Origin of the sequence: Thiobacillus sp. SCN 63-57, from assembly GCF_001725555.1 — a bacterium.
Taxonomy (GTDB): domain Bacteria; phylum Pseudomonadota; class Gammaproteobacteria; order Burkholderiales; family Thiobacillaceae; genus Thiobacillus.
Genome location: NZ_MEGP01000001.1, coordinates 42,252 through 61,841, shown reverse-complemented (window position 1 = coordinate 61,841; position 19,590 = coordinate 42,252). Strand labels below are relative to the sequence as shown.

23 protein-coding genes are annotated in these 19,590 nt (G+C 61.4%); 13 read left to right on the top strand and 10 right to left on the bottom strand.

Annotated features, from left to right (window positions below):
- Positions 1-30 precede the first annotated feature (30 nt).
- The 6 genes from coaE to ccsA form a co-directional block, all read right to left on the bottom strand.
- On the bottom strand, positions 31-639 hold the full coding sequence (coaE, locus tag ABT23_RS00320; RefSeq protein WP_296629605.1) for a dephospho-CoA kinase: 609 nt from the start codon (positions 637-639) through the stop codon (positions 31-33).
- Positions 639-1,490 (bottom strand): A24 family peptidase, encoded by an 852-nt coding sequence (locus ABT23_RS00315; RefSeq protein ID WP_296629603.1) that lies wholly within the window; start codon positions 1,488-1,490, stop codon positions 639-641. Before ABT23_RS00315 ends, coaE begins: the two co-directional genes overlap by 1 nt.
- On the bottom strand, positions 1,490-2,710 hold the full coding sequence (locus ABT23_RS00310) for a type II secretion system F family protein (RefSeq protein WP_296629601.1): 1,221 nt from the start codon (positions 2,708-2,710) through the stop codon (positions 1,490-1,492). Before ABT23_RS00310 ends, ABT23_RS00315 begins: the two co-directional genes overlap by 1 nt.
- 12 nt (positions 2,711-2,722) lie before the next feature.
- Entirely contained in the window at positions 2,723-4,438 is a 1,716-nt protein-coding gene (gene pilB, locus ABT23_RS00305) for a type IV-A pilus assembly ATPase PilB (protein ID WP_296629600.1), read from the bottom strand.
- A 99-nt stretch (positions 4,439-4,537) separates the two neighbouring features.
- A complete protein-coding gene (locus tag ABT23_RS00300; RefSeq protein WP_296629598.1) occupies positions 4,538-5,836 on the bottom strand; it encodes an HlyC/CorC family transporter in 1,299 nt (432 codons plus the stop codon).
- 11 nt (positions 5,837-5,847) lie between these two features.
- Complete coding sequence (gene ccsA, locus ABT23_RS00295; protein ID WP_296629596.1) at positions 5,848-6,603, bottom strand: cytochrome c biogenesis protein CcsA; 756 nt, start codon at positions 6,601-6,603, stop codon at positions 5,848-5,850.
- Positions 6,604-6,702: 99 nt separating this feature from the next.
- On the opposite strand from ccsA, the gene ffh reads away from it, so the two are divergent.
- The 8 genes from ffh to xerD all read left to right on the top strand — a co-directional run bounded on the left by ffh (position 6,703) and on the right by xerD (position 12,511).
- Positions 6,703-8,046, top strand: coding sequence for a signal recognition particle protein (gene ffh, locus ABT23_RS00290; protein WP_296629593.1), 1,344 nt, complete (start codon positions 6,703-6,705; stop codon positions 8,044-8,046).
- 70 nt (positions 8,047-8,116) lie between these two features.
- Complete coding sequence (gene rpsP / locus ABT23_RS00285; protein WP_296629591.1) at positions 8,117-8,368, top strand: 30S ribosomal protein S16; 252 nt, start codon at positions 8,117-8,119, stop codon at positions 8,366-8,368.
- Position 8,369: 1 nt separating this feature from the next.
- On the top strand, positions 8,370-8,876 hold the full coding sequence (rimM, locus tag ABT23_RS00280) for a ribosome maturation factor RimM (protein ID WP_296629589.1): 507 nt from the start codon (positions 8,370-8,372) through the stop codon (positions 8,874-8,876).
- Positions 8,876-9,646, top strand: a complete 771-nt coding sequence (gene trmD, locus ABT23_RS00275; RefSeq protein WP_296629587.1) for a tRNA (guanosine(37)-N1)-methyltransferase TrmD — start codon at positions 8,876-8,878, stop codon at positions 9,644-9,646. The genes rimM and trmD overlap by 1 nt, the downstream gene beginning before the upstream one ends.
- A gap of 89 nt (positions 9,647-9,735) precedes the next feature.
- Positions 9,736-10,119, top strand: coding sequence for a 50S ribosomal protein L19 (rplS, locus tag ABT23_RS00270; RefSeq protein ID WP_296629585.1), 384 nt, complete (start codon positions 9,736-9,738; stop codon positions 10,117-10,119).
- A 150-nt stretch (positions 10,120-10,269) separates the two neighbouring features.
- On the top strand, positions 10,270-10,866 hold the full coding sequence (locus ABT23_RS00265) for a TetR/AcrR family transcriptional regulator (protein ID WP_296629582.1): 597 nt from the start codon (positions 10,270-10,272) through the stop codon (positions 10,864-10,866).
- A gap of 303 nt (positions 10,867-11,169) precedes the next feature.
- Positions 11,170-11,640, top strand: coding sequence for a methylated-DNA--[protein]-cysteine S-methyltransferase (locus ABT23_RS00260; protein WP_296629580.1), 471 nt, complete (start codon positions 11,170-11,172; stop codon positions 11,638-11,640).
- Positions 11,621-12,511, top strand: coding sequence for a site-specific tyrosine recombinase XerD (gene xerD, locus ABT23_RS00255; RefSeq protein ID WP_296629577.1), 891 nt, complete (start codon positions 11,621-11,623; stop codon positions 12,509-12,511). The genes ABT23_RS00260 and xerD overlap by 20 nt, the downstream gene beginning before the upstream one ends.
- Positions 12,512-12,514: 3 nt before the next feature.
- Here the strand turns inward: xerD and ABT23_RS00250 are convergent, their stop codons facing one another.
- From ABT23_RS00250 to ABT23_RS00240, 3 genes are read right to left on the bottom strand one after another with little or no spacing between them, the layout of a single operon-like run.
- The gene (locus ABT23_RS00250) at positions 12,515-13,465 is read right to left on the bottom strand and encodes a succinylglutamate desuccinylase/aspartoacylase family protein (RefSeq protein WP_296629714.1); all 951 of its coding nucleotides are present in this window, start codon (positions 13,463-13,465) and stop codon (positions 12,515-12,517) included.
- A 2-nt stretch (positions 13,466-13,467) separates the two neighbouring features.
- Positions 13,468-14,205 (bottom strand): sulfite exporter TauE/SafE family protein, encoded by a 738-nt coding sequence (locus ABT23_RS00245; protein ID WP_296629575.1) that lies wholly within the window; start codon positions 14,203-14,205, stop codon positions 13,468-13,470.
- On the bottom strand, positions 14,202-14,564 hold the full coding sequence (locus ABT23_RS00240; RefSeq protein ID WP_018507077.1) for a dihydroneopterin aldolase: 363 nt from the start codon (positions 14,562-14,564) through the stop codon (positions 14,202-14,204). Before ABT23_RS00240 ends, ABT23_RS00245 begins: the two co-directional genes overlap by 4 nt.
- A 69-nt stretch (positions 14,565-14,633) precedes the next feature.
- On the opposite strand from ABT23_RS00240, the gene plsY reads away from it, so the two are divergent.
- Positions 14,634-15,236: a glycerol-3-phosphate 1-O-acyltransferase PlsY gene (plsY, locus tag ABT23_RS00235; RefSeq protein ID WP_296629574.1), complete on the top strand. Its 603-nt coding sequence runs from the start codon at positions 14,634-14,636 to the stop codon at positions 15,234-15,236.
- A gap of 16 nt (positions 15,237-15,252) precedes the next feature.
- Positions 15,253-16,053 carry a hypothetical protein gene (locus ABT23_RS00230; protein WP_296629572.1) on the top strand — a complete coding sequence of 267 codons (801 nt, stop codon included), beginning with the start codon at positions 15,253-15,255 and terminating at the stop codon, positions 16,051-16,053.
- A gap of 3 nt (positions 16,054-16,056) precedes the next feature.
- Here ABT23_RS00230 and tsaD read toward each other — a convergent pair whose 3' ends face one another.
- A complete protein-coding gene (gene tsaD, locus ABT23_RS00225; protein WP_296629570.1) occupies positions 16,057-17,067 on the bottom strand; it encodes a tRNA (adenosine(37)-N6)-threonylcarbamoyltransferase complex transferase subunit TsaD in 1,011 nt (336 codons plus the stop codon).
- A gap of 81 nt (positions 17,068-17,148) precedes the next feature.
- Here tsaD and rpsU point away from each other — a divergent pair, with 81 nt between their 5' ends.
- The 3 genes from rpsU to dnaG are packed head-to-tail and all read left to right on the top strand — an operon-like array spanning position 17,149 to position 19,573.
- Positions 17,149-17,361, top strand: a complete 213-nt coding sequence (rpsU, locus tag ABT23_RS00220) for a 30S ribosomal protein S21 (protein ID WP_011312897.1) — start codon at positions 17,149-17,151, stop codon at positions 17,359-17,361.
- Between the two features lie 28 nt (positions 17,362-17,389).
- Positions 17,390-17,836, top strand: a complete 447-nt coding sequence (locus tag ABT23_RS00215) for a GatB/YqeY domain-containing protein (protein ID WP_296629569.1) — start codon at positions 17,390-17,392, stop codon at positions 17,834-17,836.
- A 42-nt stretch (positions 17,837-17,878) separates the two neighbouring features.
- Positions 17,879-19,573, top strand: coding sequence for a DNA primase (gene dnaG, locus ABT23_RS00210; protein WP_296629567.1), 1,695 nt, complete (start codon positions 17,879-17,881; stop codon positions 19,571-19,573).
- The last annotated feature ends 17 nt before the right edge of the window (positions 19,574-19,590 follow it).

Sequence of the window (19,590 nt, the reverse complement as noted above, 5' to 3'; positions counted from 1 at the left end):
GGACCGATTGTCGCCTATCCATGTGGAAAATCAAGACAACGGTGTAGTAGAAAACGCCAGGTAACGCCGATGCAGGGCCGCGACCTGGGTGCGCAATGCTTCGGGAGACACCGCATTGGAGATCACATCGTCTGCAATTGCCAAGCGCGCGGCACGTCCGGCCTGTGTCGCGAGGATAGCTCTTACCTCGTCCAGCGTCAGTCCGCTGCGCGTCATCACCCGCGTGATCTGCTGCTCTTCGGGGCAATCGACAAGCAGCACACGATCCAAGATCTCCTGGTACGCACCCGTTTCCACCAACAAGGGGATCACGATCAGGACATAGGGGGCACTCAGGGCAGCAAGCTGCTGTTCCACCACCGACCGAATACGCGGGTGCAGGATGGCCTCAAGCTGATGCCGGGCATCGGCATCGGAGAATACGCGCCGGCGCAGGGCAGCTCGATCCAAGGCACCATCTGCCTGCATCACCTGATCGCCGAATGCTGCCCGGACCGCTTCCAGCGCCATCTCCCCCGGGGCGGTCAAGGCACGCGCGATGACATCCGTATCGATTACAGGCACACCATGTCCGGCAAACAAATCAGCGACGGTCGACTTGCCCGAGCCGATCCCGCCAGTGAGGCCGACCTTGAACATCAGAATTGTGCGAGATAGGCCTGCGTCAAGTCGGCGCCAAAAAACAGCGCCACCAGGCCGCCGCCAGCCAGGTACGGGCCGAAGGGGATCGGCACGCGACGGTCATGCTTGACCAGCACGATCATCGCCACGCCGATCGCCGCACCGACCACCGACGACAGTAGCAACGTGACGGGCAGCATCTGCCAGCCGAGCCACGCGCCGATGGCCGCAAGCAGCTTGAAGTCGCCGAACCCCATACCCTCCTTGCCGGTTGCCAGTTTGAACAGCCAGTACACCGACCACAGCACTCCGTAACCGGCCATGGCGCCGACCACCGCATCCGGCAGGCTGGCGAAAGCCCCGTTCAGGTTGAACAGCAAGCCCAGCCATACAAGCGGCAGGGTAAGGCTGTCCGGCAGCAGAGTGGTATCGAGATCAATGAAGGCTAGCGCGATCAGCGCCCATACCAGAAGCAGCGCACCCAGCGTCTGCATGCTCACGCCCCACTTCCAGGCCACCGCCGCCGACAGCAACGCGGTAAGCAGTTCCACCAGCGGGTAGCGCGCACTGATAGGCGTACTGCAGGCCGAGCACCGCCCGCGCAGCCACAGCCACGAAATCAGGGGAATGTTTTCCAGCGCCGTAATCTGGTGTCCGCACTGGGTACAGGCCGAGCGCGGTAGCCAGAGGTTGTAGCGAGGAACTTCAGGCAAGGGCTCGCCATGCAATTCTGCGCATTGCGTCCGCCACTCGGCCTCCATCATTTTGGGTAGCCGATGGATGATGACATTAAGGAAGCTGCCCACCAGCAACCCAAATAAAAAAACCAGCCCGGTGAAGAGGGCTGGTTCAGCATGCAGCATATCCATCAAACAACCGAACCCATCTTGAAGATCGGCAAGTACATGGCGATCACCATGCCACCGATGAGGGTACCCAGCACCACCATGATGATCGGCTCCATCAGGCTCGACAACGCTTCGACCGCGTCGTCGACCTCGGCTTCGTAAAAATCGGCTACCTTGCCCAGCATGGAATCGAGCGAGCCGGATTCCTCACCGATGGCCGCCATCTGCAGCACCATGTTGGGAAAACGTCCGGAATTCTGCATCGCCACGGTCAATGCCGTGCCGGTCGCCACTTCTCCACGGATTTTATGGGTGGCCTCCACAAATACCTGGTTACCCGACGCGCCACCGACCGATTCCAAGGCTTCGACCAGCGGCACGCCCGCCGCAAACATGGTTGCCAGCGTGCGCGTCCAGCGCGCGATCGTGGCCTTTTCGATGACCGGTCCGAAAATCGGCAGCTTGAGCATGAGGCGATCCATGAACATCTGCACCTTGCGCGAACGTCTCCATGCCTGGAAAAAAGCATACAGCCCGCCGCCGATCACACCGAAAATTGCCCACCACCATTTGACAAAATAGTCCGATATTGTCATGACCACCAGGGTCGGCCCCGGCAGATCTGCACCAAAACTGCTGAACAGTTCCTTGAACGCGGGAATCACAAAAATCATGATGATGGCCGTGATGACAAACGCCACCACGATGATGGATACCGGGTAGAAAAGAGCCGATTTGATCTTGCTCTTGATGGCAAGAATCTTTTCCTTGTAGATCGCGAGACGGTCGAGCACGCCTTCGAGAATACCGGCCGACTCGCCCGCCCCGACCAAGTTGCAGAACAGCGCGTCGAAATACAGGGGGTGGCGTCCGAACGCCTGCGTCAGGCTGCTGCCCTTTTCGATGTCCGCCTTGATTTCCATCAGCAGGCGCTGCATCGAAGGATTGGAGTGCCCGCGCGCCACGATTTCGAAGGATTGCAGCAAGGGCACGCCTGCCTTCATCATGGTGGCCAGTTGACGGGTGAACAGCGTGACATCCTTGTCGGTGATTTTCTTGGCGCCGCTGAACAGGGCACTCTGCTTCTTGACTTTGGTGACGGTAATGCCCTGCTTGCGCAACTGGGAATTGACCACGGCCTCGCCGCCGGCCTGCATCTGGCCCTTGATCTTCTTGCCGCGCTTGTCCATCCCTTCCCACAGGAAGGTGGCGTCCTTGACTGCTTTTGCCGCTGTAGCCATAGAGGGAATTCCTTAGAGATTGGTGACGGCCTCGACCTCTTCCAGCGAGGTGAGACCGGATTTCACTTTCAACAGACCGGCCTGACGTAGGTCGAGCACGCCTTCGCGCCGCGCCTGGTCGGCAATGTCGGATTCGTTGCCACCCTTGAGGATGATACGGGTCATCTCATCAGTGATCGGCATGACCTGATAGATGCCCACTCGTCCCTTGTAGCCGGTACCGCCGCAGATATCGCACCCCACCGGCTTGTAAGGTTTCCAGCTGCCGTCGAGCTGATCCTCGGTAAAGCCCGCAGCCAGCAGGGCTTCCTGCGGAATATCGGCAGGCTGCTTGCAGCTGCACAGCTTCCGCCCCAGCCGTTGTGCGGTGATCAGGATCACCGAAGAGGCCACGTTGAAAGGCGCCACCCCCATGTTCAGCAGACGGGTCAGCGTCCCAGGCGCATCGTTGGTATGCAGGGTGGACATCACCATGTGGCCGGTCTGCGCGGCCTTGATGGCGATGTCGGCGGTTTCCAGATCGCGGATTTCGCCGACCATGATGACGTCGGGATCCTGCCGCAGGAAGGATTTCAGCGCTGCCGAGAATGTCAGCCCGGCCTTGTCGTTGACGTTGACCTGGTTGATCCCCGGCAACTGGATTTCCGCCGGGTCTTCCGCCGTGGAGATATTGACGTCGGGCTTGTTGAGGATATTCAGGCAGGTATAGAGCGACACCGTCTTACCGGAACCGGTCGGACCGGTCACCAGCACCATGCCATAGGGGCGTTGCACCGCATTGAGCAAAAGCTCCTTCTGCCATGGCTCATACCCCAGCGCCTCGATTCCCAGCTGTGCGCTGGTGGGATCGAGAATACGCATAACGATCTTTTCGCCATACAGCGTGGGCAAGGTGCTGACCCGGAAGTCGATGGCGCGGTTCTTCGACAGCACCATTTTCATGCGGCCATCTTGCGGCACGCGCTTTTCGGAAATATCCAGCCGCGACAACACCTTGATGCGCGAGGCCACCTTGTCCTTGATCGCCATTGGCGGCTGGGCGATTTCGGACAGAATGCCGTCACGCCGATAACGGATGCGGTAAAACTTCTCGTACGGCTCGAAGTGAATATCGGATGCGCCGATATTGATGGCGTCGAGCATGATCTTCTGCAGATAGCGCACCACGGGCGCATCGTCGATTTCGATGCCGCCAGTGTCCTGCTGGGCAGCGGTACTTTCCTCATCGGCGAAATCCAGATTGAGGTCTTCGGCATTCAACACAGCCATCGTGTTGTCGTTCGCTTCACCCATCTTCTCGATGAGCTTGCCGAGCTTGTCGTCCTCCACCACCACGGGTTCCACCGCCTGGCCGGTCTGGAATTTCACCTCGTCCAGCGCCTGCAGATGCGTAGGGTCTGACGTCGCCACATACAGCTTGTTGCCCCGCTGATACAAGGCGAGCACCCGCCGTTTCTGCACCAGCTTCGGATCGAGCAGCCCTTGCGGCAGGCTCTCATGATCCATGGCATTCAGGTCCAGATAGGGAAAGCCGAACGAGGCAGCCGCAAACTCGGCAACCTGATCAGACTTGAACCGCCGCCCTTTGATCAATTCGGTCACGAACGAATCGCCCGACTGGCTGGCGCGTTTCCACACTCCCTCGGCGTCGTCCTCGGAGAGCCAGCCATGGTTGACCATGGCACGCGCCAGCCCGGTTAAATTGTTGGTGTTTGTCACAGCAGCCATAGCTCGATTCCAGACAAGTCCAGCGTCAAATTATCGTCCCTTCGCCTGCCCGGAGGGGGCAGACACAGGGAATCACAGGCCTTAACGGCGATTTTTCGACTAAATTGAGGCGTTTCCGGACAAGACATCGTCTGTCACCGGCAGATAGATGCGCGCCATCTTGACTGCGCGGTCCTGCGTCTGCACGATTTCCACCGGCACGTCGCCCAGCTTGAGGCTCACGCCCGCTTCAGGGATGTCCTCGAACTGCTCGAGCAGCAGGCCGTTCAACGTCTTCGGACCGTCCAGCGGGAGCGAAAGGCCCAGCTTGCGATTCAGGTGGCGCAACAGAACACTGCCTTCCACCAGCCAGCTGCCATCCTCTTCGCGCCGCAGATACCCCGCATCCGACGGCGCCTGCGTGGTGAACTCGCCAACCAACTCCTCCAGCAGATCCTCCAGTGTCACCAACCCCTGGAGTTCGCCGTATTCATCGACCACCAGCGCCAGCCGCCGCCGGCTGGATTGGAAATTGCGCAACTGGGTAAACAGCGGCGTGCCTGCCGGAACAAAATAGGGAGTCTCGAGATTGTCTCTCAGTGTGGCCGGATCCAGTTCCTTGCCTGTCAGCGCATGCAATACTCGGCGCACGTGCAATACACCCAGCAGATTGTCGGACGAACCGGCATGCACCACCAGCCGGGTGTGATGGCTGGTGGAAATCTGCTGTCGCATCCGCTCGGGATCGTCCTCGATATCGATCGCCTCGATCTGGCTGCGTGGCGTCATCACATCATCCACGGTGATGTCCTCCAACTCCAGAAGGTTCATCAGGATTCGGTGATGCTCGCGCGGCAGTCTGCCGGACGATTCCAGCACGATGGTCCGCAGCTCTTCCAGACCGAGGCTGTTGCCCTGCCCCGGCTCGGGCTGCCTGATCCGCAACAACCGCAGGATGCCCTGCACGAACAGATTCACGAACCACACTACGGGGTAGGCCAGTTTCAGCAAGGGTGTGAGCAGAAGCGATGCGGGGTAGGCCACCCGTTCGGGGAAAGAGGCGCCCAGCACCTTGGGCGTCACTTCGCTGAATACCAGAATCAGAAAGGTCAGCAGAAGCGTCGCCGTGAACAGCACGATTTCGCCGGCCCCGAACAAGCGTATGGCCAGCACGGCCGACAGCGTACCCGAGGCGGAATTGACCAGATTATTGCCGAGCAGGATGACGCCCAGCAGTTTGTCGGTCTTGTCCAGGAGTGCCTGCGTACGCATCGCCCCCCGCTCGCCTGAGTCCGCTGCGTGCCGCAGGCGGTAGCGATTGATGGCCATCATCGCGGTTTCGGACGCGGAAAAAAATGCCGAAGTCAGCAGCAGGACGGCGAGTGTTATAAAAAGCGTGCTGGTGGAAAAACTATCCAATCAGAATTGCCTCAGCGCCTGAGTATCACTTCCAGCACAAACTGAGTGCCCAGGTAGGCCAGCAGCAGCAGGGTGAACCCGGTAATCGTCCAGATCAGCGCTGTACGCCCGCGCCAACCACGAAAATGCCTTCCCAGCAGCAGGCCACCGAACACCAGCCAGGACAGGATGGCGAACACGGTCTTGTGCGAAAACTGCAACGGCTTGCCGAAAAGTTCCTCAGAAAAGAACACCCCGCTGAACACCGCTAGGGTCAACAGCGCAAATCCCACGCCAATGGTCTTGAACAGCATGGCCTCCAATGTCAGCAAGGGCGGCGCGCCGCCTTGCAGCAATGCCCCGCGATGCAGCTGCTTTTCCAGCATGGTCATCATCACCGCATGCAGGGCCGCCACCGCCAGCAGACCATAGGCGAGAAAAGACACCACCAGGTGCGCACGCAGCGCCAGCGCCTGCGAATCCGGTATGGCATGGGTTTCGGTAAAAACTGCCATGACCAGGACCGATATCGCTGCCAGGCCACTGACCCATGACTGCAGGCGCGCCAGCGGCGCGCCCTGGCTGGCCAGCCAGTATGTGAGCGCAGTCAGCCAGAAAATCGTCGACAGGGAGTTGCCGAATCCCAGTCGGATATCGCCCTGGCCCAGCACTGAATTGAAGATCAATGCGCCATGCGCCAGCAGGGCCAACGGCGTCAATACGCGCACAGAGGACGCGGAGGGCGTGCGCTGCAGGCGCCAGGCGATCCAGCCATACAGCGCGCTCACACACAAAGTAACCAGCAATAGCGGGGACATTCGTTAAAATGGAATTTGGATTCAGCCAGCCCCATTATCCATGCCGCCCATAGCGGCAACAAGGAAGCCATGTTAGAAAATCTCAGCGGACGCCTTGCCGGCGTCGTCAAATCCCTGCGCGGACAGGCCCGCATCACCGAAGCCAACGTGCAGGACACCCTGCGCCAGGTGCGCCTCGCCCTGCTCGAAGCAGACGTCGCGCTGCCGGTGGTCAAGGACTTCATCGAAGCGGTCAAAATCCGCGCGCTGGGTCAGGAAGTGCTCGCCAGCCTGTCGCCAGGCCAAGCGCTGATCGGCATCGTCCACGAAGAACTCACCCGTCTGATGGGCGGAGAAAATGCCGAACTGAACCTGGCCGCCACGCCACCTGCGGTAATTTTGATGGCCGGCCTGCAGGGCTCGGGCAAGACGACGACCAGCGGCAAGCTGGCGCTGCTATTGAAGAACCGCAAGAAAAAGGTCCTGCTCGCCTCGGCCGACGTCTACCGCCCGGCGGCCATCGACCAGTTGCGCCAGCTCGGCAAGCAGCTTGATGTCGCTTTCTTCGAGGCAGGCAACGAACACGACCCGCTAAAAATCGCAAAGGCCGCCCAGGATCACGCGCGCAAGCAATTCTACGACGTGCTCATCGTCGACACCGCCGGCCGCCTAGCGATCGACGAAGCGATGATGGCCGAAATCAAGGCGTTGCACGCCGCGGTCAAGCCGGTCGAGACGCTGTTCGTCGTGGATGCCATGCAGGGCCAGGACGCCGTCAACGTCGCCAAGGCTTTCAATGAAGCGCTGCCCCTTACCGGCGTAGTGCTGACCAAGCTCGATGGCGATGCGCGCGGTGGGGCGGCGCTATCGGTGCGCCATATCACGGGCAAACCGCTCAAATTCATCGGTGTCGGCGAAAAACCCACCGGACTGGAAGCCTTCCACCCCGAACGCATGGCGCAGCGCATCCTCGGCATGGGCGACGTGCTTTCGCTGATCGAACAGGCGCAAGGCTCGGTCGATCTGGCCGAAGCCAAGAAACTCGCCGACAAGGTCAAGAAGGGCAAGGACTTCGACCTCGAGGACTTCAAGGCGCAAATCCAGCAGATGCGCAAAATGGGGGGCCTCTCCGCGCTCATGGACAAACTCCCCGGCGCCGGACAGATGGCCATGCCGGCAGGCGCCGACGACAAGGCGATCAACCGGGTCGAAGGCATCATCAACAGCATGACCCCGCTGGAGCGCCGCAAACCCGACATCATCAAGGCATCGCGCAAGCGCCGCATTGCTGCCGGTGCGGGCGTACAAGTGCAGGAAGTCAACAAACTGCTGAACCAGTTCGAACAAGCCCAGAAGATGATGAAGATGATGGGCAAGGGCGGACTGGGCAAGATGATGCGCGGCATGAAGGGCATGCTGCCCGGGATGCGGTAACGTCCCACTGGCAAGCCGGTGAATTTTGGGTATAATTCGCGGTTTTCTCCGTTTACCGGTGGGTTGAATCATGGTCGTTATTCGTCTTTCGCGCGGCGGCGCCAAAAACCGTCCTTTCTACAACGTGGTGGTCGCTGACTCGCGCTGCCGCCGCGACGGTCGCTTCATTGAGCGCGTCGGCTTCTACAACCCGGTCGCTGCTGAAGGCGCCGAAGCCGTGCGCCTGGATCAGGAGCGCATTGGCTATTGGGTAAGCAATGGTGCACAGATGTCCGACACCGTCGCCCGTCTGGTCAAACAGAACAAGCCCGCCGCCGCCTGAGTTGAATCAGGGCAGCGACTGGGTCGTGATGGGGCGCATCGCCGCCCCGTTCGGCATCAAGGGCTGGGTCAAGGTCCAGCCTTTTAGCGAAGACCCCGGGGCGCTGATGGATTTCGAATCCTGGCGTGTCGGGCGCGGCGAACAGCAGACGCATTACACCGTCGAGACTATCCAGGACCACGGCAAAGCCCTGGTCGCCAAGCTGGCCGGCATCGACGACCGCGACGCGGCCTATGCCCTGCGCGGACAGGAAATCTCGGTGGCGAAAAGCGCACTGCCGCCACCGGAGGAAAACGAGTTTTACTGGTCGGATCTGATCGGCCTCAAAGTCGTCAACCACGAAGGCATCGAACTGGGCGCCGTCGATAGCCTGATGGAAAGTGGCGCGAATGATCTGTTGGTCGTCAAAGGCGCTCGGGAATACCTGATTCCGTTCGTTGCGGCCTTCGTCGGCAAGGTGGATCTACCCGGCGGAACGATCGAGGTGGAGTGGGGCGAAGATTACTGATGCGTTTCGATGCCATCACGCTCTTCCCCGAGATGTTCGATGCCGTACTGGATTACGGCATCACGCGGCGGGCGTTGGACCGCGGGCTGTACCGATTTCGCGCATGGAATCCGCGCGATTTCACCGACGATCCGCATCGCACGGTGGACGACCGCCCTTACGGTGGCGGGCCTGGCATGTTGATGCTGGCCGAACCGCTGGATCGCGCATTGAATGCCGTGCAGCAGGATTTGGCCGACGAGAACTTGACGCCCTGGGTGGTGCATTTTTCCCCCCGCGGCCGCCCGTTGACACACCAGCGGGTGATGGAACTGAAGGAAAAGCCCGCGCTGGTATTGCTGTGCGGGCGTTACGAAGGCATCGACGAGCGGCTGCTGCAGCGCCGCGTAGACGAGGAATGTTCCCTCGGCGACTTTGTGCTCTCGGGCGGTGAGTTGCCCGCACTGGCGTTGATGGATGCCCTCATCCGGCAACTGCCGGGCGCGCTGAACGATGCGGATTCGGCGGTGGAGGATTCCTTCGCCAATGGCCTGCTCGACTGCCCGCATTACACCCGGCCCGAGGTGTGGCAGGGCATGGCGGTGCCGGAGGTACTGAAAAACGGCAACCACGCTGCGATCGCCCAGTGGCGACTGCAACAAAGCCTGACGATCACGGCAGTCCATCGCCCAGACCTGCTGGCCAGGCGTGGATTATCAAAGCAGGAACAGGAATTTCTTGCGAGGCACCCATCCGGTGCATTGCAGAACGAAGCGGCACGAGGCGAATAGCCTCTGGCCATGTGAAACGGCGTGATGTCCGCCCAATGGTCGGAAGACCGAGGACGCACCTCTCCCGCCAGATGTAAGGAAGCAACATCATGAATATCATCGAACAACTCGAACAGGAAGAAATCGCCCGTCTGGGTAAAACCCTCCCCGCCTTCGCCCCCGGCGACACCGTCGTCGTCCAAGTGAAAGTGAAGGAAGGCAACCGCGAGCGTCTGCAGGCCTACGAAGGCGTCGTCATCGCCAAACGTAACCGCGGCCTCAACTCCGCTTTTACCGTTCGCAAGATTTCGGCTGGCGAAGGTGTCGAGCGCACCTTCCAGACCTACTCGCCGCTGGTCGCCAGCGTCGAAGTCAAGCGCCGCGGCGACGTCCGCCGCGCCAAGCTGTACTACCTGCGCGAGCGCTCCGGCAAGTCCGCGCGTATCAAGGAAAAGTTGCCCGCCCGCAAGGCTGCGGCCACAGCTGCGGAATAAGCCCTTTCCGTTGCCCACACAACGCCCGCTTCATGCGGGCGTTGTTGTTTGGCCCCTTGCTGGATGGCCTGTTTCGCCCGACCGCAAACCGCGCTTGACTACCATCGTATATCGCACTAGATTAGAACGAACGTTCGTTCTAATTACACCATGCCCGCAGCCGACTTTCAGCAGGAAGACACCCGCACACTCGTGCTGGGTGCCGCGTTGCGCCTGTTCACCGAACAAGGGTATTTCAACACGTCAGTACACGACATCGGCCGCACGGCCGGCGTGAGCATCGGATCGATTTATCATCATTTCGGCGACAAGGAAGGGCTGGCACGCACGTTATACGCGGCACTCACTACCCGGATGCAACACCTCATCGAGGAAGTCGTACACATCGAAGGCAGTAGCCACGACCAAGCCCGAGAACTGGTGGCGCGTCTATTTGCCTGGGCCGAAGCCGAACCATGGGAAATGGCTTTCCTGCTATATGCCCGGCATCGTGAGTTTTTGCCGGACGAAGCTCCGATCTGCTCCTCCCGGCCGTTTGTCATGATGCGCGAGATGATCAGCCGCGGCATCGCACGCGGCGAAATCCGCCAGATGGATGTCATGGTCGCCTCCGCCAGTCTGTTCGGCGGCCCCATCCGCATGATTACCACACGCCTGGACGGGATATTGCCCCATCCCCTGCCAGGCTATCTGGATGAAGTGTGGGACTGCGCCTGGCGAGCAGTCGCAGCCCCCAGAACCACTTAAAAGGCCCCCTATGCCCCCCCTCTCAGACTGTACAACCGAAGAGTTTTGCGTCGGCTGCGTGTTCTACCCACCCAACCTGCCGGCGCAGGCTTATTCCGAAGCGGACTGGACCATGTTGCAGGCGCGTTCATGCGCATTTGAATATGTCCCGGGTACGCCGGATTGCCAGGTCACTCGCAAGACCAGCTGCAGCCTGGTCGACTTGGCTGCCCCCCGTCCATCCCCCTGAAGGTTGGGCACGAAAATCGTGCCGCACCGTGACGCTGTCCTGACAGGCTGCCTCACCCCGCTTAGAATGCGGACATGCCCACGCATGACGCCATCCTCCCCGCCCCGATGTGCCGCCTCGGTGCCTGCTTTATCGGCGAGGTGCTGACACGGCTGGATTTTCTGCCCATCGAGGCGCCCCTCTCCGGCCAACGGGATACCCGCGCCCGCCAACTAAGCCGCGAACTCGATGCCTACTGGCGCAATCCCGCTCATGCCTTCACTCTACCCTACACACTGTCGGGCACGCCATTTCAGTTGCGTGTTTGGCATGCGCTGACGGCGATTCCTCTCGGGCGACCGACAACCTACGGCGCCCTGGCCAAGCAACTCGGCACAGCCGCGCGTGCGGTGGGGCAGGCCTGCGGATCCAATCCCTTGCCCATCCTCATTCCCTGTCATCGCGTCGTGGCGGCCAGCGGACTTGGAGGGTTCATGCACGCGTCGAGCGGCACACCGCTCGACGTGAAAACCTGGTTGCTGGCCCATGAGCGACGCCCTGATTGACCGGTTTTGCGATCATCTGTGGCTGGAAGACGGGCTGGCCGACCTCACGCTGGCGGCTTATCGGCGCGACCTGAAAACGTTTGCCGCTTGGTTGGAAAAGGAACGGACACGCAACCTGGATACGGTCGCCCCGGGTGATCTTGAAGCTTACCTGGCGTGGCGCTTCGCCCATCGCAGCCAGCCCAGCAGTGCAGCACGCTACAGTTCGGCGCTGAAACGCTTTTACCGTTATCTGCTGCGTGAAAACCTGATCGCCTGCGATCCCACGCTCAATCTGGACCGCCCCAAACTGCCGCGCGCGCTGCCCAAGACATTGACCGAAATAGATGTCGAACGCCTGCTCAACAGCGCCGATTCCGACACGACCTTCGGCCTGCGCGACCGCGCGATGCTGGAAACGCTCTATGCCACCGGCTTGCGGGTCTCGGAACTCGTGGGACTGAAATTGACCGCGCTCAATCTCAACGACGGCGTGCTGCGTGTCACCGGAAAAGGCAACAAGGACCGGCTGGTGCCGCTGGGCGAAGAAGCGGTGCAGTGGCTACGCCGCTATATGGTGGAAGCGCGCCCGCAACTGCTGGAAAAGCGTCTTTCCGACGCCGTATTCGTCACTGCGCGCGGCGAAGGCATGACGCGCCAGGCGTTCTGGCATCTCATCAAACGCCGTGCACTGGCCGCCGGAATCACCCGCCCGCTGTCACCGCACACGCTGCGTCACGCCTTTGCCACCCACTTGCTGAACCATGGCGCCGACCTGCGGGTCGTGCAGATGCTGCTCGGGCACAGCGACATTTCCACTACGCAGATCTACACCCATGTCGCCCGCGAGCGGTTGAAGCAGTTGCACGCACAACACCACCCGCGCGGCTGAACGTCACACACGCGCACTCGGTTTGGCCAGATAGAACCATTCCTGCCCGGGCCGCGCATCGGGGTTGGGAAACACGATGTAGCCATCACGGTCGGCCACCACCGGCGCCCCGTCGCAACGCGTGCCGATGACTTCTCCGGCATGTACGCGATCGAAGCTGGCCCAGTCGCGAACGAATTGATCGTCTGCATGGCCGCGATCGACGACCTGATACAGGCGTAGCGCCTCGGTATCGGTCACGGCTGCCGGCCTGGCTGCAGCCGTCAGTCCCAGATGCGCCAGCGTATTGTGAATGGCGCGATAAGCCACCAGAGGCGCGGCAGGATCGTCGTGCTGCCCACATTCAAGGGTGAGCGCGATGCCGCCCTGCGCCCGCATGTATTCGGTGGTGCCCACGCCGTAATGCACGTCGGCCTCACGTGCCGACACGCCGGCCGCCAATCGGCGCGCGACACCTGCGGCATAGGTATCGAGCCAACCGTCGACGAAGCGGCGCACACCCAGCCGCAACGCCAGCGCGGTTTCCTCCTGCGAACGTGCAAACGGCTCCAGCAAGCCCTGGTTGTCTTCCGGGCCCAACATGGCGAAAGGCTCGCCCGCAGTGTGAAACGAATGCAGATCGAGCAGCGCGTCATGCTGTGCCAGCAACGGACACAGCCAGTTGGCAATGCGATCCTCAAACTCGACCGGGGTTTCAGTGGGCACGAGATTGCGGTTGAGATTGCGGTCTCCCATGCGTTGATGGCGTACATAGGCCAACGGGTTGGTGACCGGCACGAAGGTCACGCTTCCGGCCACGATGTCCAGTTTCCCGGACTCGATCTCGGCAATTACGCGGCGGATCGCCTGTGTCCCGCAGGTTTCGTTGCCGTGCACCGCACCCAGCACGATGAGGCGCGTTCCCGCCTCCAGACCGCTGAACGACACGGATTGGAAATGCAACGATTCAAGCATATTCATGCATGCAAGGCCTTGAATAAAAGCGACACGCTCGATATCAGCAGCAGTACGCCGACCAGGCGTGTCATCAGCGATGGGCTCAACCCGACATGCGCGCGCCCACCTAGATAGAGTCCGCCCAGCATGAGCGGCAGCGCGGCAAAATAAACGGTCCACACCTTGGCACTCATCAGCAGCCCGGCTATGAGGAAACTGACGATGCGGGACATGCCATCCACGAAGAATAGTGCGGAAAACGTCGCTCGCAGATCGCTTTTGTCGCGAATGCGATGGGTCAGGTAAATGACATAAGGAGGCCCGCCAGTGCCGAACAACGCGCCGACCGTCCCTCCCGTCAGCGCGGCCGGCACGGCCCAGCCGCGCGCGATCAGCTTGTCGCCACGGATATTGAATACACTGCGTACCGCAAAAACGAACACGAACCCGGCCAGCGCAATCATCACGGGGCCGGATGGCAAATTGACCAGGAGGCTGGTGCCCAGTGCCACGCCGAGGACGCTAAACGGAATCAGTACACCGATCTCACTCCATTTCACACGCCCGAAATTGAAACTACCCATTACCATCGATGCGGTGAAATCCAGCAGCAGGGCCAGTGGCACCACGAATCTCAGCGGAAAAATCAACGCCAGCAAAGGCACTGAGATCAGCGCCGACCCAAAACCGGTGATGCCACGGATGACATACGCCACCAGCAGGATGACCGCCATGAGGGCGATCTGCTCAACACTCACAGACGCGTGCCGCGCTCGATGGTGATGCCGAGCTCCTTGATGCCCGGCACGATGGCGAACTTGGTTACCGACACCTTTACCCACGGCGCGCCGAATTCGCCGCGGATAATCGCCGCCACATGCTCGGCGACCGACTCGACCAGCGTGATCGGCTGCGGCGCGTTGTGCAGGTAGTCTTTCACCCGCACGGCCACTGCACCATAGTCGATGGTGTCGGCCACATTGTCGGTCCCGCTGGCCTTGCTGTCGGGCAAGCCGATTTCCAGATCGAGTCGAACCGGTTGCGGCACTTTGCGTTCCCACTCGTATATGCCGATAATCAGTTCGAGACGGAAGTCCCGCAAAAATAGAATATCCATTGTCTTAATCATCCATGGCGGCGCTCACCCACAAGCCCGCCCAAAGCCCGCCATTTTACTGACTTGTTTATGACCACGCTGTTGTTTATTGCCGTCGCCTATTTGCTTGGTTCGCTGTCGTTCGCCGTGATCGTCAGCCGCGCCATGCGCCTGCCCGACCCGCGCAGCTTCGGATCGGGCAATCCCGGCGCCACCAACGTACTGCGCACCGGGCGCAAGGCCGCGGCCGCGCTGACGCTCCTTGGCGACGCGCTCAAGGGCTGGGTGGCCGTGGTGCTCGCGCGCATGCTGGCTCCGCAGTTCGATTTGTCAGAAGACATTGCGCTGCTGTGCGCGCTGGCCGTGTTCATCGGCCACCTGTTCCCGGTGTTTTTTCGTTTCAAGGGCGGGAAGGGCGTGGCCACGGCGCTCGGGCTGCTGCTCGGCCTCAACCCCTGGCTCGGCCTGGCATGCCTGGCAACCTGGCTGCTCATGGCCGGTCTATTCCGCATTTCCTCACTGGCCGCCTTGACCACCGCCGTGCTGGCCCCGGTCTATTCAGGTCTGCTGATGGGCTGGGGCAATACGGCCATGACCGTGTTGGTGGTCGCCCTGCTGCTGGTCTATCGTCACAAGAGCAATCTCATCAAACTGATATCCGGCCAGGAAGGACGCATCGGCGCCCGCTCCTGACCCCGTCTCACTGAACATGGCCTTCTTCGACAAAAGCATCGAGCACGCAAAGGAAAGTCTCGCCGAGGTGTCGCGCGAAGCGATCGACCACGCGGGTGAACGTCTGTCGGATGTCGTCAAGGAGGGCGTGTCGCAGGCTGGCACCGAACTGAAGGACGTCATCTGGCGCGCCAGCCAGGAGATCGACGCCAAGCTCGACAAGATTTCCGACGAACTGCATGAACAGCGTCAGTTCACCAAGGACGACGTACGCGAGCTGGTCGACTATGCCGGCGAACGGCTGGGTTCCCTGATGGATGCCCGCATCGTGCACGCCAAGGCGGAGTTTTCATCGCTGGTGCAGGAAAAAGTCGAATACTTCAAGCGCGAAGTCGACAGTTTCTTCATCGAACGACAGCGTGACCTCGCCCGTGAACGGCGGCGGCTGTTCATCAACGTGGCCATCGCCATCCTGGCGTCGCTGTCGCTGGGTTTTGTCTCCTGGCTGTATCACGAATACCTGGGCGGCGGGCTGGATGTGTTCTCCATCTTCCGTATCGTGTTCGCTTCGCTGGCCGGCGGCTACGCAGCCTACCTCGCGGTCAAATTGCTGCGCCGCTGGCTGTCGATGTCGGAACACAAGAAGGACACGCTGTTCCTGGTCAGCCGCTACTGGGGCGTGCTACGTCCGGAAAGCATTTTCAGCACGGTCATCCTGGTGTGCCTGATGGCCGTGCTGGTGGGGTTCTTGCTGTTCCCGGATCAGATTGCCCATTTCACAGGCGGTGAAAAATGGCTCAAGGCCTTGCGCGAGGCCTACCCGATGTTCCGCAGATAAGGCTTACACGGCATCGAGCGTCGCCAACTCCCAACGCGGTTTGACCGCAAACGTCAGGTCCGATGTCTTCCTTTGCGCCGCCAACCGCTGCGCGCCCGCGTAGGCGATCATCGCGCCGTTGTCTGTGCAGAACTCCAGCCTCGGATAGAACACGCTGATACCGCGTGCCGCCGCCTCGCGCGTCAGCCGTTCGCGCAGATGCGTGTTGGCGCCCACGCCGCCGGCAACCACCAGCCGCGTTACGCCACTGTGGACACAGGCTGCCAGACTCTTGCTTACCAGCACGTCCACCGCCGCCACCTGAAACGCCGCCGCGATGTCGGCTGCCTGATCCAGCCCTTGCTTGCGCACCAGCGTCAGCACCGCGGTTTTCAAGCCGCTGAAACTGAAATCGAAGTCGCCCGAATTGAGCATCGGGCGCGGTAGGGTAAAGCGGCTGGCATCACCCGCGGCCGCCAGCTTCGACAGTGCCGGCCCGCCCGGATAACCCAGGCCCAATAGCTGTGCGGTCTTGTCGAAGGCCTCACCGGCCGCATCGTCGAGGGTTTCGCCCAGCAGCGTGTAGCGGCCAACGCCTGACACCCGCATCAACTGCGTGTGCCCACCCGACACCAGCAAGGCGACGAAGGGGAATTCCGGTGGCGTATCGGAAATCAACGGCGACAGCATATGGCCTTCCAGATGATGCACGCCGACTGCCGGGATATTCAGCGAAAACGCCAGCGCGCGCGCCATCCCCGCTCCCACCAGCAGCGCGCCGGCAAGCCCTGGTCCTTGCGTATAGGCGATGCCGTCGAGCGCTTCCAGTGCGCACCCACTTTCAGCCAAAACCTGGCGTGTCAAGGGAAGAACCCGCCGGATATGGTCTCGCGACGCCAGTTCGGGCACCACGCCACCATAGTCGTTATGCATGGCGATCTGTGAATAGAGCGCGTGCGCCAGCAGGCCGCGCACGCTGTCATATAGCGCAACACCGGTTTCATCGCAGGACGACTCGATGCCAAGTACCAACATAGGGGAAACAGGGGGACTGGAAAAATCCGTTAGGGCTTGCTATTATTCTCGTTTTTCCCGTTTCCCGGAAGCCACTGTCACATGCCTCACGTCAAAGTCAAAGAAAATGAGCCGTTCGACGTCGCCTTGCGTCGTTTCAAGCGTTCCATCGAAAAAGTCGGCTTGTTGACCGAACTGCGCGCCCGCGAGTTCTACGAGAAGCCCACCGCCGAGCGCAAGCGCAAGCTCGCCGCCGCAGTCAAGCGCCAGAGCAAGCGCCTGCGCAGCCAGCAACTCCCCCCCAAGATGTATTGATTCCGCGCTGACGCGGAATCTCCCACGCATGTCGCTCAAGGCACGCATCACTGACGACATGAAAACCGCCATGCGCGCCAAAGAGATGGCGCGCCTCGGCACGATCCGTCTCCTGTTGGCTGCCATCAAGCAGAGAGAAGTCGACGAGCGTATCGAACTGGACGACGCTGCAGTCAGCAGCATCGTCGAAAAACTCATCAAGCAACGCAAGGACTCGATCAGCCAATTCCAGGTTGCCGGTCGTGACGACCTGGTGGCGGCCGAACAGGCCGAGCTCGTCGTGCTGCAGGCCTACCTGCCCGAACAACTCTCCGCTGCCGAAGTCGAAGCCGCCGTTGCCACGGCCATTGCCGAATCCGGCGCGTCCAGCGCCAAGGACATGGGCAAAGTCATGGGACTGCTGAAACCCCGCCTTGCCGGCCGTGCCGACATGGGGCAGGTCTCCGCGCTGATCAAGGCCCGTCTCACAAGCTAACCCCATCCGGCGCGACGCGCTCGGGTTTATCATGCGGTCATCATGATTCCGCGCGATTTCATCGACACCCTGCTCGCCCGCGTCGACGTCGTCGATGTCATCGACCGCCGCGTGCCGCTAAAGAAAGCCGGGCAGAATTACCAGGCCTGCTGTCCTTTCCACAGCGAAAAAACCCCCTCCTTCACCGTCAGCCCGACCAAGCAGTTCTACCATTGCTTCGGCTGCGGCGCACATGGCACTGCGCTCGGTTTCCTCATGGAATACGAGCACATGAGCTTCCCCGACGCCGTGGCGGCCCTGGCCCAGGACGTCGGCCTGCCCGTGCCCGAGTCCGGCGAGCCCGAGCGCCCCAAACCGCCGCCCGCGCTGTGGGATGCGCTCGAACAGGCGGCGCAGTTCTACAAGAAACAGCTCAAGCAGACCCCGCGCGCGATCGACTATCTGAAGCGCCGCGGCCTGACTGGCGCCATCGCTGCCCGCTACGGCATCGGCTACGCGCCGGAGGGCTCCCCCCTGAAGCAGGTCTACGCCGACTACGCGGCCGAGGCCCTCGCCGCCTCGGGCCTCGTCATCGACGGCGACCACGGGCGCTACGACCGCTTCCGCGATCGCATCATGTTTCCTATCAGGAACATCAAGGGCCAGATCGTCGGTTTCGGCGGGCGCGTGCTGGACCAGGGCGAACCGAAATACCTCAATTCGCCGGAAACCCCGCTGTTCCACAAGGGTTCGGAAATCTACGGCCTGTTCGAGGCGCGCGCCGCGATCAAGACGGCCGGGCGCGTCATTGTGGTCGAAGGCTACATGGACGTGGTCGCGCTGGCTCAACTCGGCGTGGCGTTCGCCGTCGCCACCCTCGGCACCGCCACCACGCCAATCCATGCGCGTACCCTGCTGCGCCACACCGACCGCCTGGTCTTTGCCTTCGACGGCGACAATGCCGGGCGCAAGGCCGCCTGGCGCGCGCTGGAAAACTCGCTGGAGGCGCTGCAGGACGGCAAGGAGGTCAGCTTCCTGTTCCTGCCGGAAGGCGAGGACCCTGACAGCTATATCCGAACCCACGGCCACGACGCATTCCTGCACCTGCTGGACACCGACACCCTGCCGCTGTCCGCCTTTCTGGTGCGCGAACTGGCGCGCAACCGCAAACTCGACAGCCAGGAAGGCCGGGCAGCCTTGATCAAGGACGCCAAACCCTTGCTGGAGAAAATTGCCGCGCCCCTGCTGGCCAGCTTGATCCAACGGCAGATTGCGGAACTTGCGCACCTCCAGGCTGACGAACTCAGCCGTCTCGGGCTCAAACCCATCGCAGCGCGCCGGCCTCTCCCGCGTCCGCAGCGCCGCCCGGCGCCATCGCGGGTGCGCAGCCTGGCCCGTACCCTGCTGATGAATCCACAGCGGGTGGCCGAGGTCGAGCCCTGCTGGCTCGATGTAAACGACCCGCTAAGCGGTCCTACCGGCGAACTGATGGCCTGGCTGCGCGAGGTTGGCCCGCTCAAGCCGCAGACCCTCAGCGAAACGGCCAAAGGCAGCGTGCTGGAGCCCTTGATCGATGAGCTAATGACCGATTTGCTCGACAAAGACGACACCTGGGACTGGAACGCGGAGTTCGATGGCGCCGTCAAACAGTTACGCGACGATTGGCGCAGGCGAAGGCAACAGGAACTGGCCATGCGCCCGCTCGGCAGTTTGAGCGCCAGCGAGCGCCAGGAATTGACTGAACTGGCACGTTCCTAGCTTTCCAGAAACGGCAA

Bases quoted from the DNA above. Each gene is read 5' to 3' on its own strand.
- coaE (WP_296629605.1), bottom strand. From the start codon at position 639: ATGTTCAAGGTCGGCCTCACTGGCGGGATCGGCTCGGGCAAGTCGACC.
- ABT23_RS00315 (WP_296629603.1), bottom strand. From the start codon at position 1,490: ATGGATATGCTGCATGCTGAACCAGCCCTCTTCACCGGGCTGGTTTTT.
- ABT23_RS00310 (WP_296629601.1), bottom strand. From the start codon at position 2,710: ATGGCTACAGCGGCAAAAGCAGTCAAGGACGCCACCTTCCTGTGGGAA.
- pilB (WP_296629600.1), bottom strand. From the start codon at position 4,438: ATGGCTGCTGTGACAAACACCAACAATTTAACCGGGCTGGCGCGTGCC.
- ffh (WP_296629593.1), top strand. From the start codon at position 6,703: ATGTTAGAAAATCTCAGCGGACGCCTTGCCGGCGTCGTCAAATCCCTG.
- rpsP (WP_296629591.1), top strand. From the start codon at position 8,117: ATGGTCGTTATTCGTCTTTCGCGCGGCGGCGCCAAAAACCGTCCTTTC.
- trmD (WP_296629587.1), top strand. From the start codon at position 8,876: ATGCGTTTCGATGCCATCACGCTCTTCCCCGAGATGTTCGATGCCGTA.
- rplS (WP_296629585.1), top strand. From the start codon at position 9,736: ATGAATATCATCGAACAACTCGAACAGGAAGAAATCGCCCGTCTGGGT.
- ABT23_RS00265 (WP_296629582.1), top strand. From the start codon at position 10,270: ATGCCCGCAGCCGACTTTCAGCAGGAAGACACCCGCACACTCGTGCTG.
- ABT23_RS00260 (WP_296629580.1), top strand. From the start codon at position 11,170: ATGCCCACGCATGACGCCATCCTCCCCGCCCCGATGTGCCGCCTCGGT.
- xerD (WP_296629577.1), top strand. From the start codon at position 11,621: ATGAGCGACGCCCTGATTGACCGGTTTTGCGATCATCTGTGGCTGGAA.
- ABT23_RS00250 (WP_296629714.1), bottom strand. From the start codon at position 13,465: ATGCTTGAATCGTTGCATTTCCAATCCGTGTCGTTCAGCGGTCTGGAG.
- ABT23_RS00240 (WP_018507077.1), bottom strand. From the start codon at position 14,564: ATGGATATTCTATTTTTGCGGGACTTCCGTCTCGAACTGATTATCGGC.
- plsY (WP_296629574.1), top strand. From the start codon at position 14,634: ATGACCACGCTGTTGTTTATTGCCGTCGCCTATTTGCTTGGTTCGCTG.
- ABT23_RS00230 (WP_296629572.1), top strand. From the start codon at position 15,253: ATGGCCTTCTTCGACAAAAGCATCGAGCACGCAAAGGAAAGTCTCGCC.
- tsaD (WP_296629570.1), bottom strand. From the start codon at position 17,067: ATGTTGGTACTTGGCATCGAGTCGTCCTGCGATGAAACCGGTGTTGCG.
- rpsU (WP_011312897.1), top strand. From the start codon at position 17,149: ATGCCTCACGTCAAAGTCAAAGAAAATGAGCCGTTCGACGTCGCCTTG.
- ABT23_RS00215 (WP_296629569.1), top strand. From the start codon at position 17,390: ATGTCGCTCAAGGCACGCATCACTGACGACATGAAAACCGCCATGCGC.
- dnaG (WP_296629567.1), top strand. From the start codon at position 17,879: ATGATTCCGCGCGATTTCATCGACACCCTGCTCGCCCGCGTCGACGTC.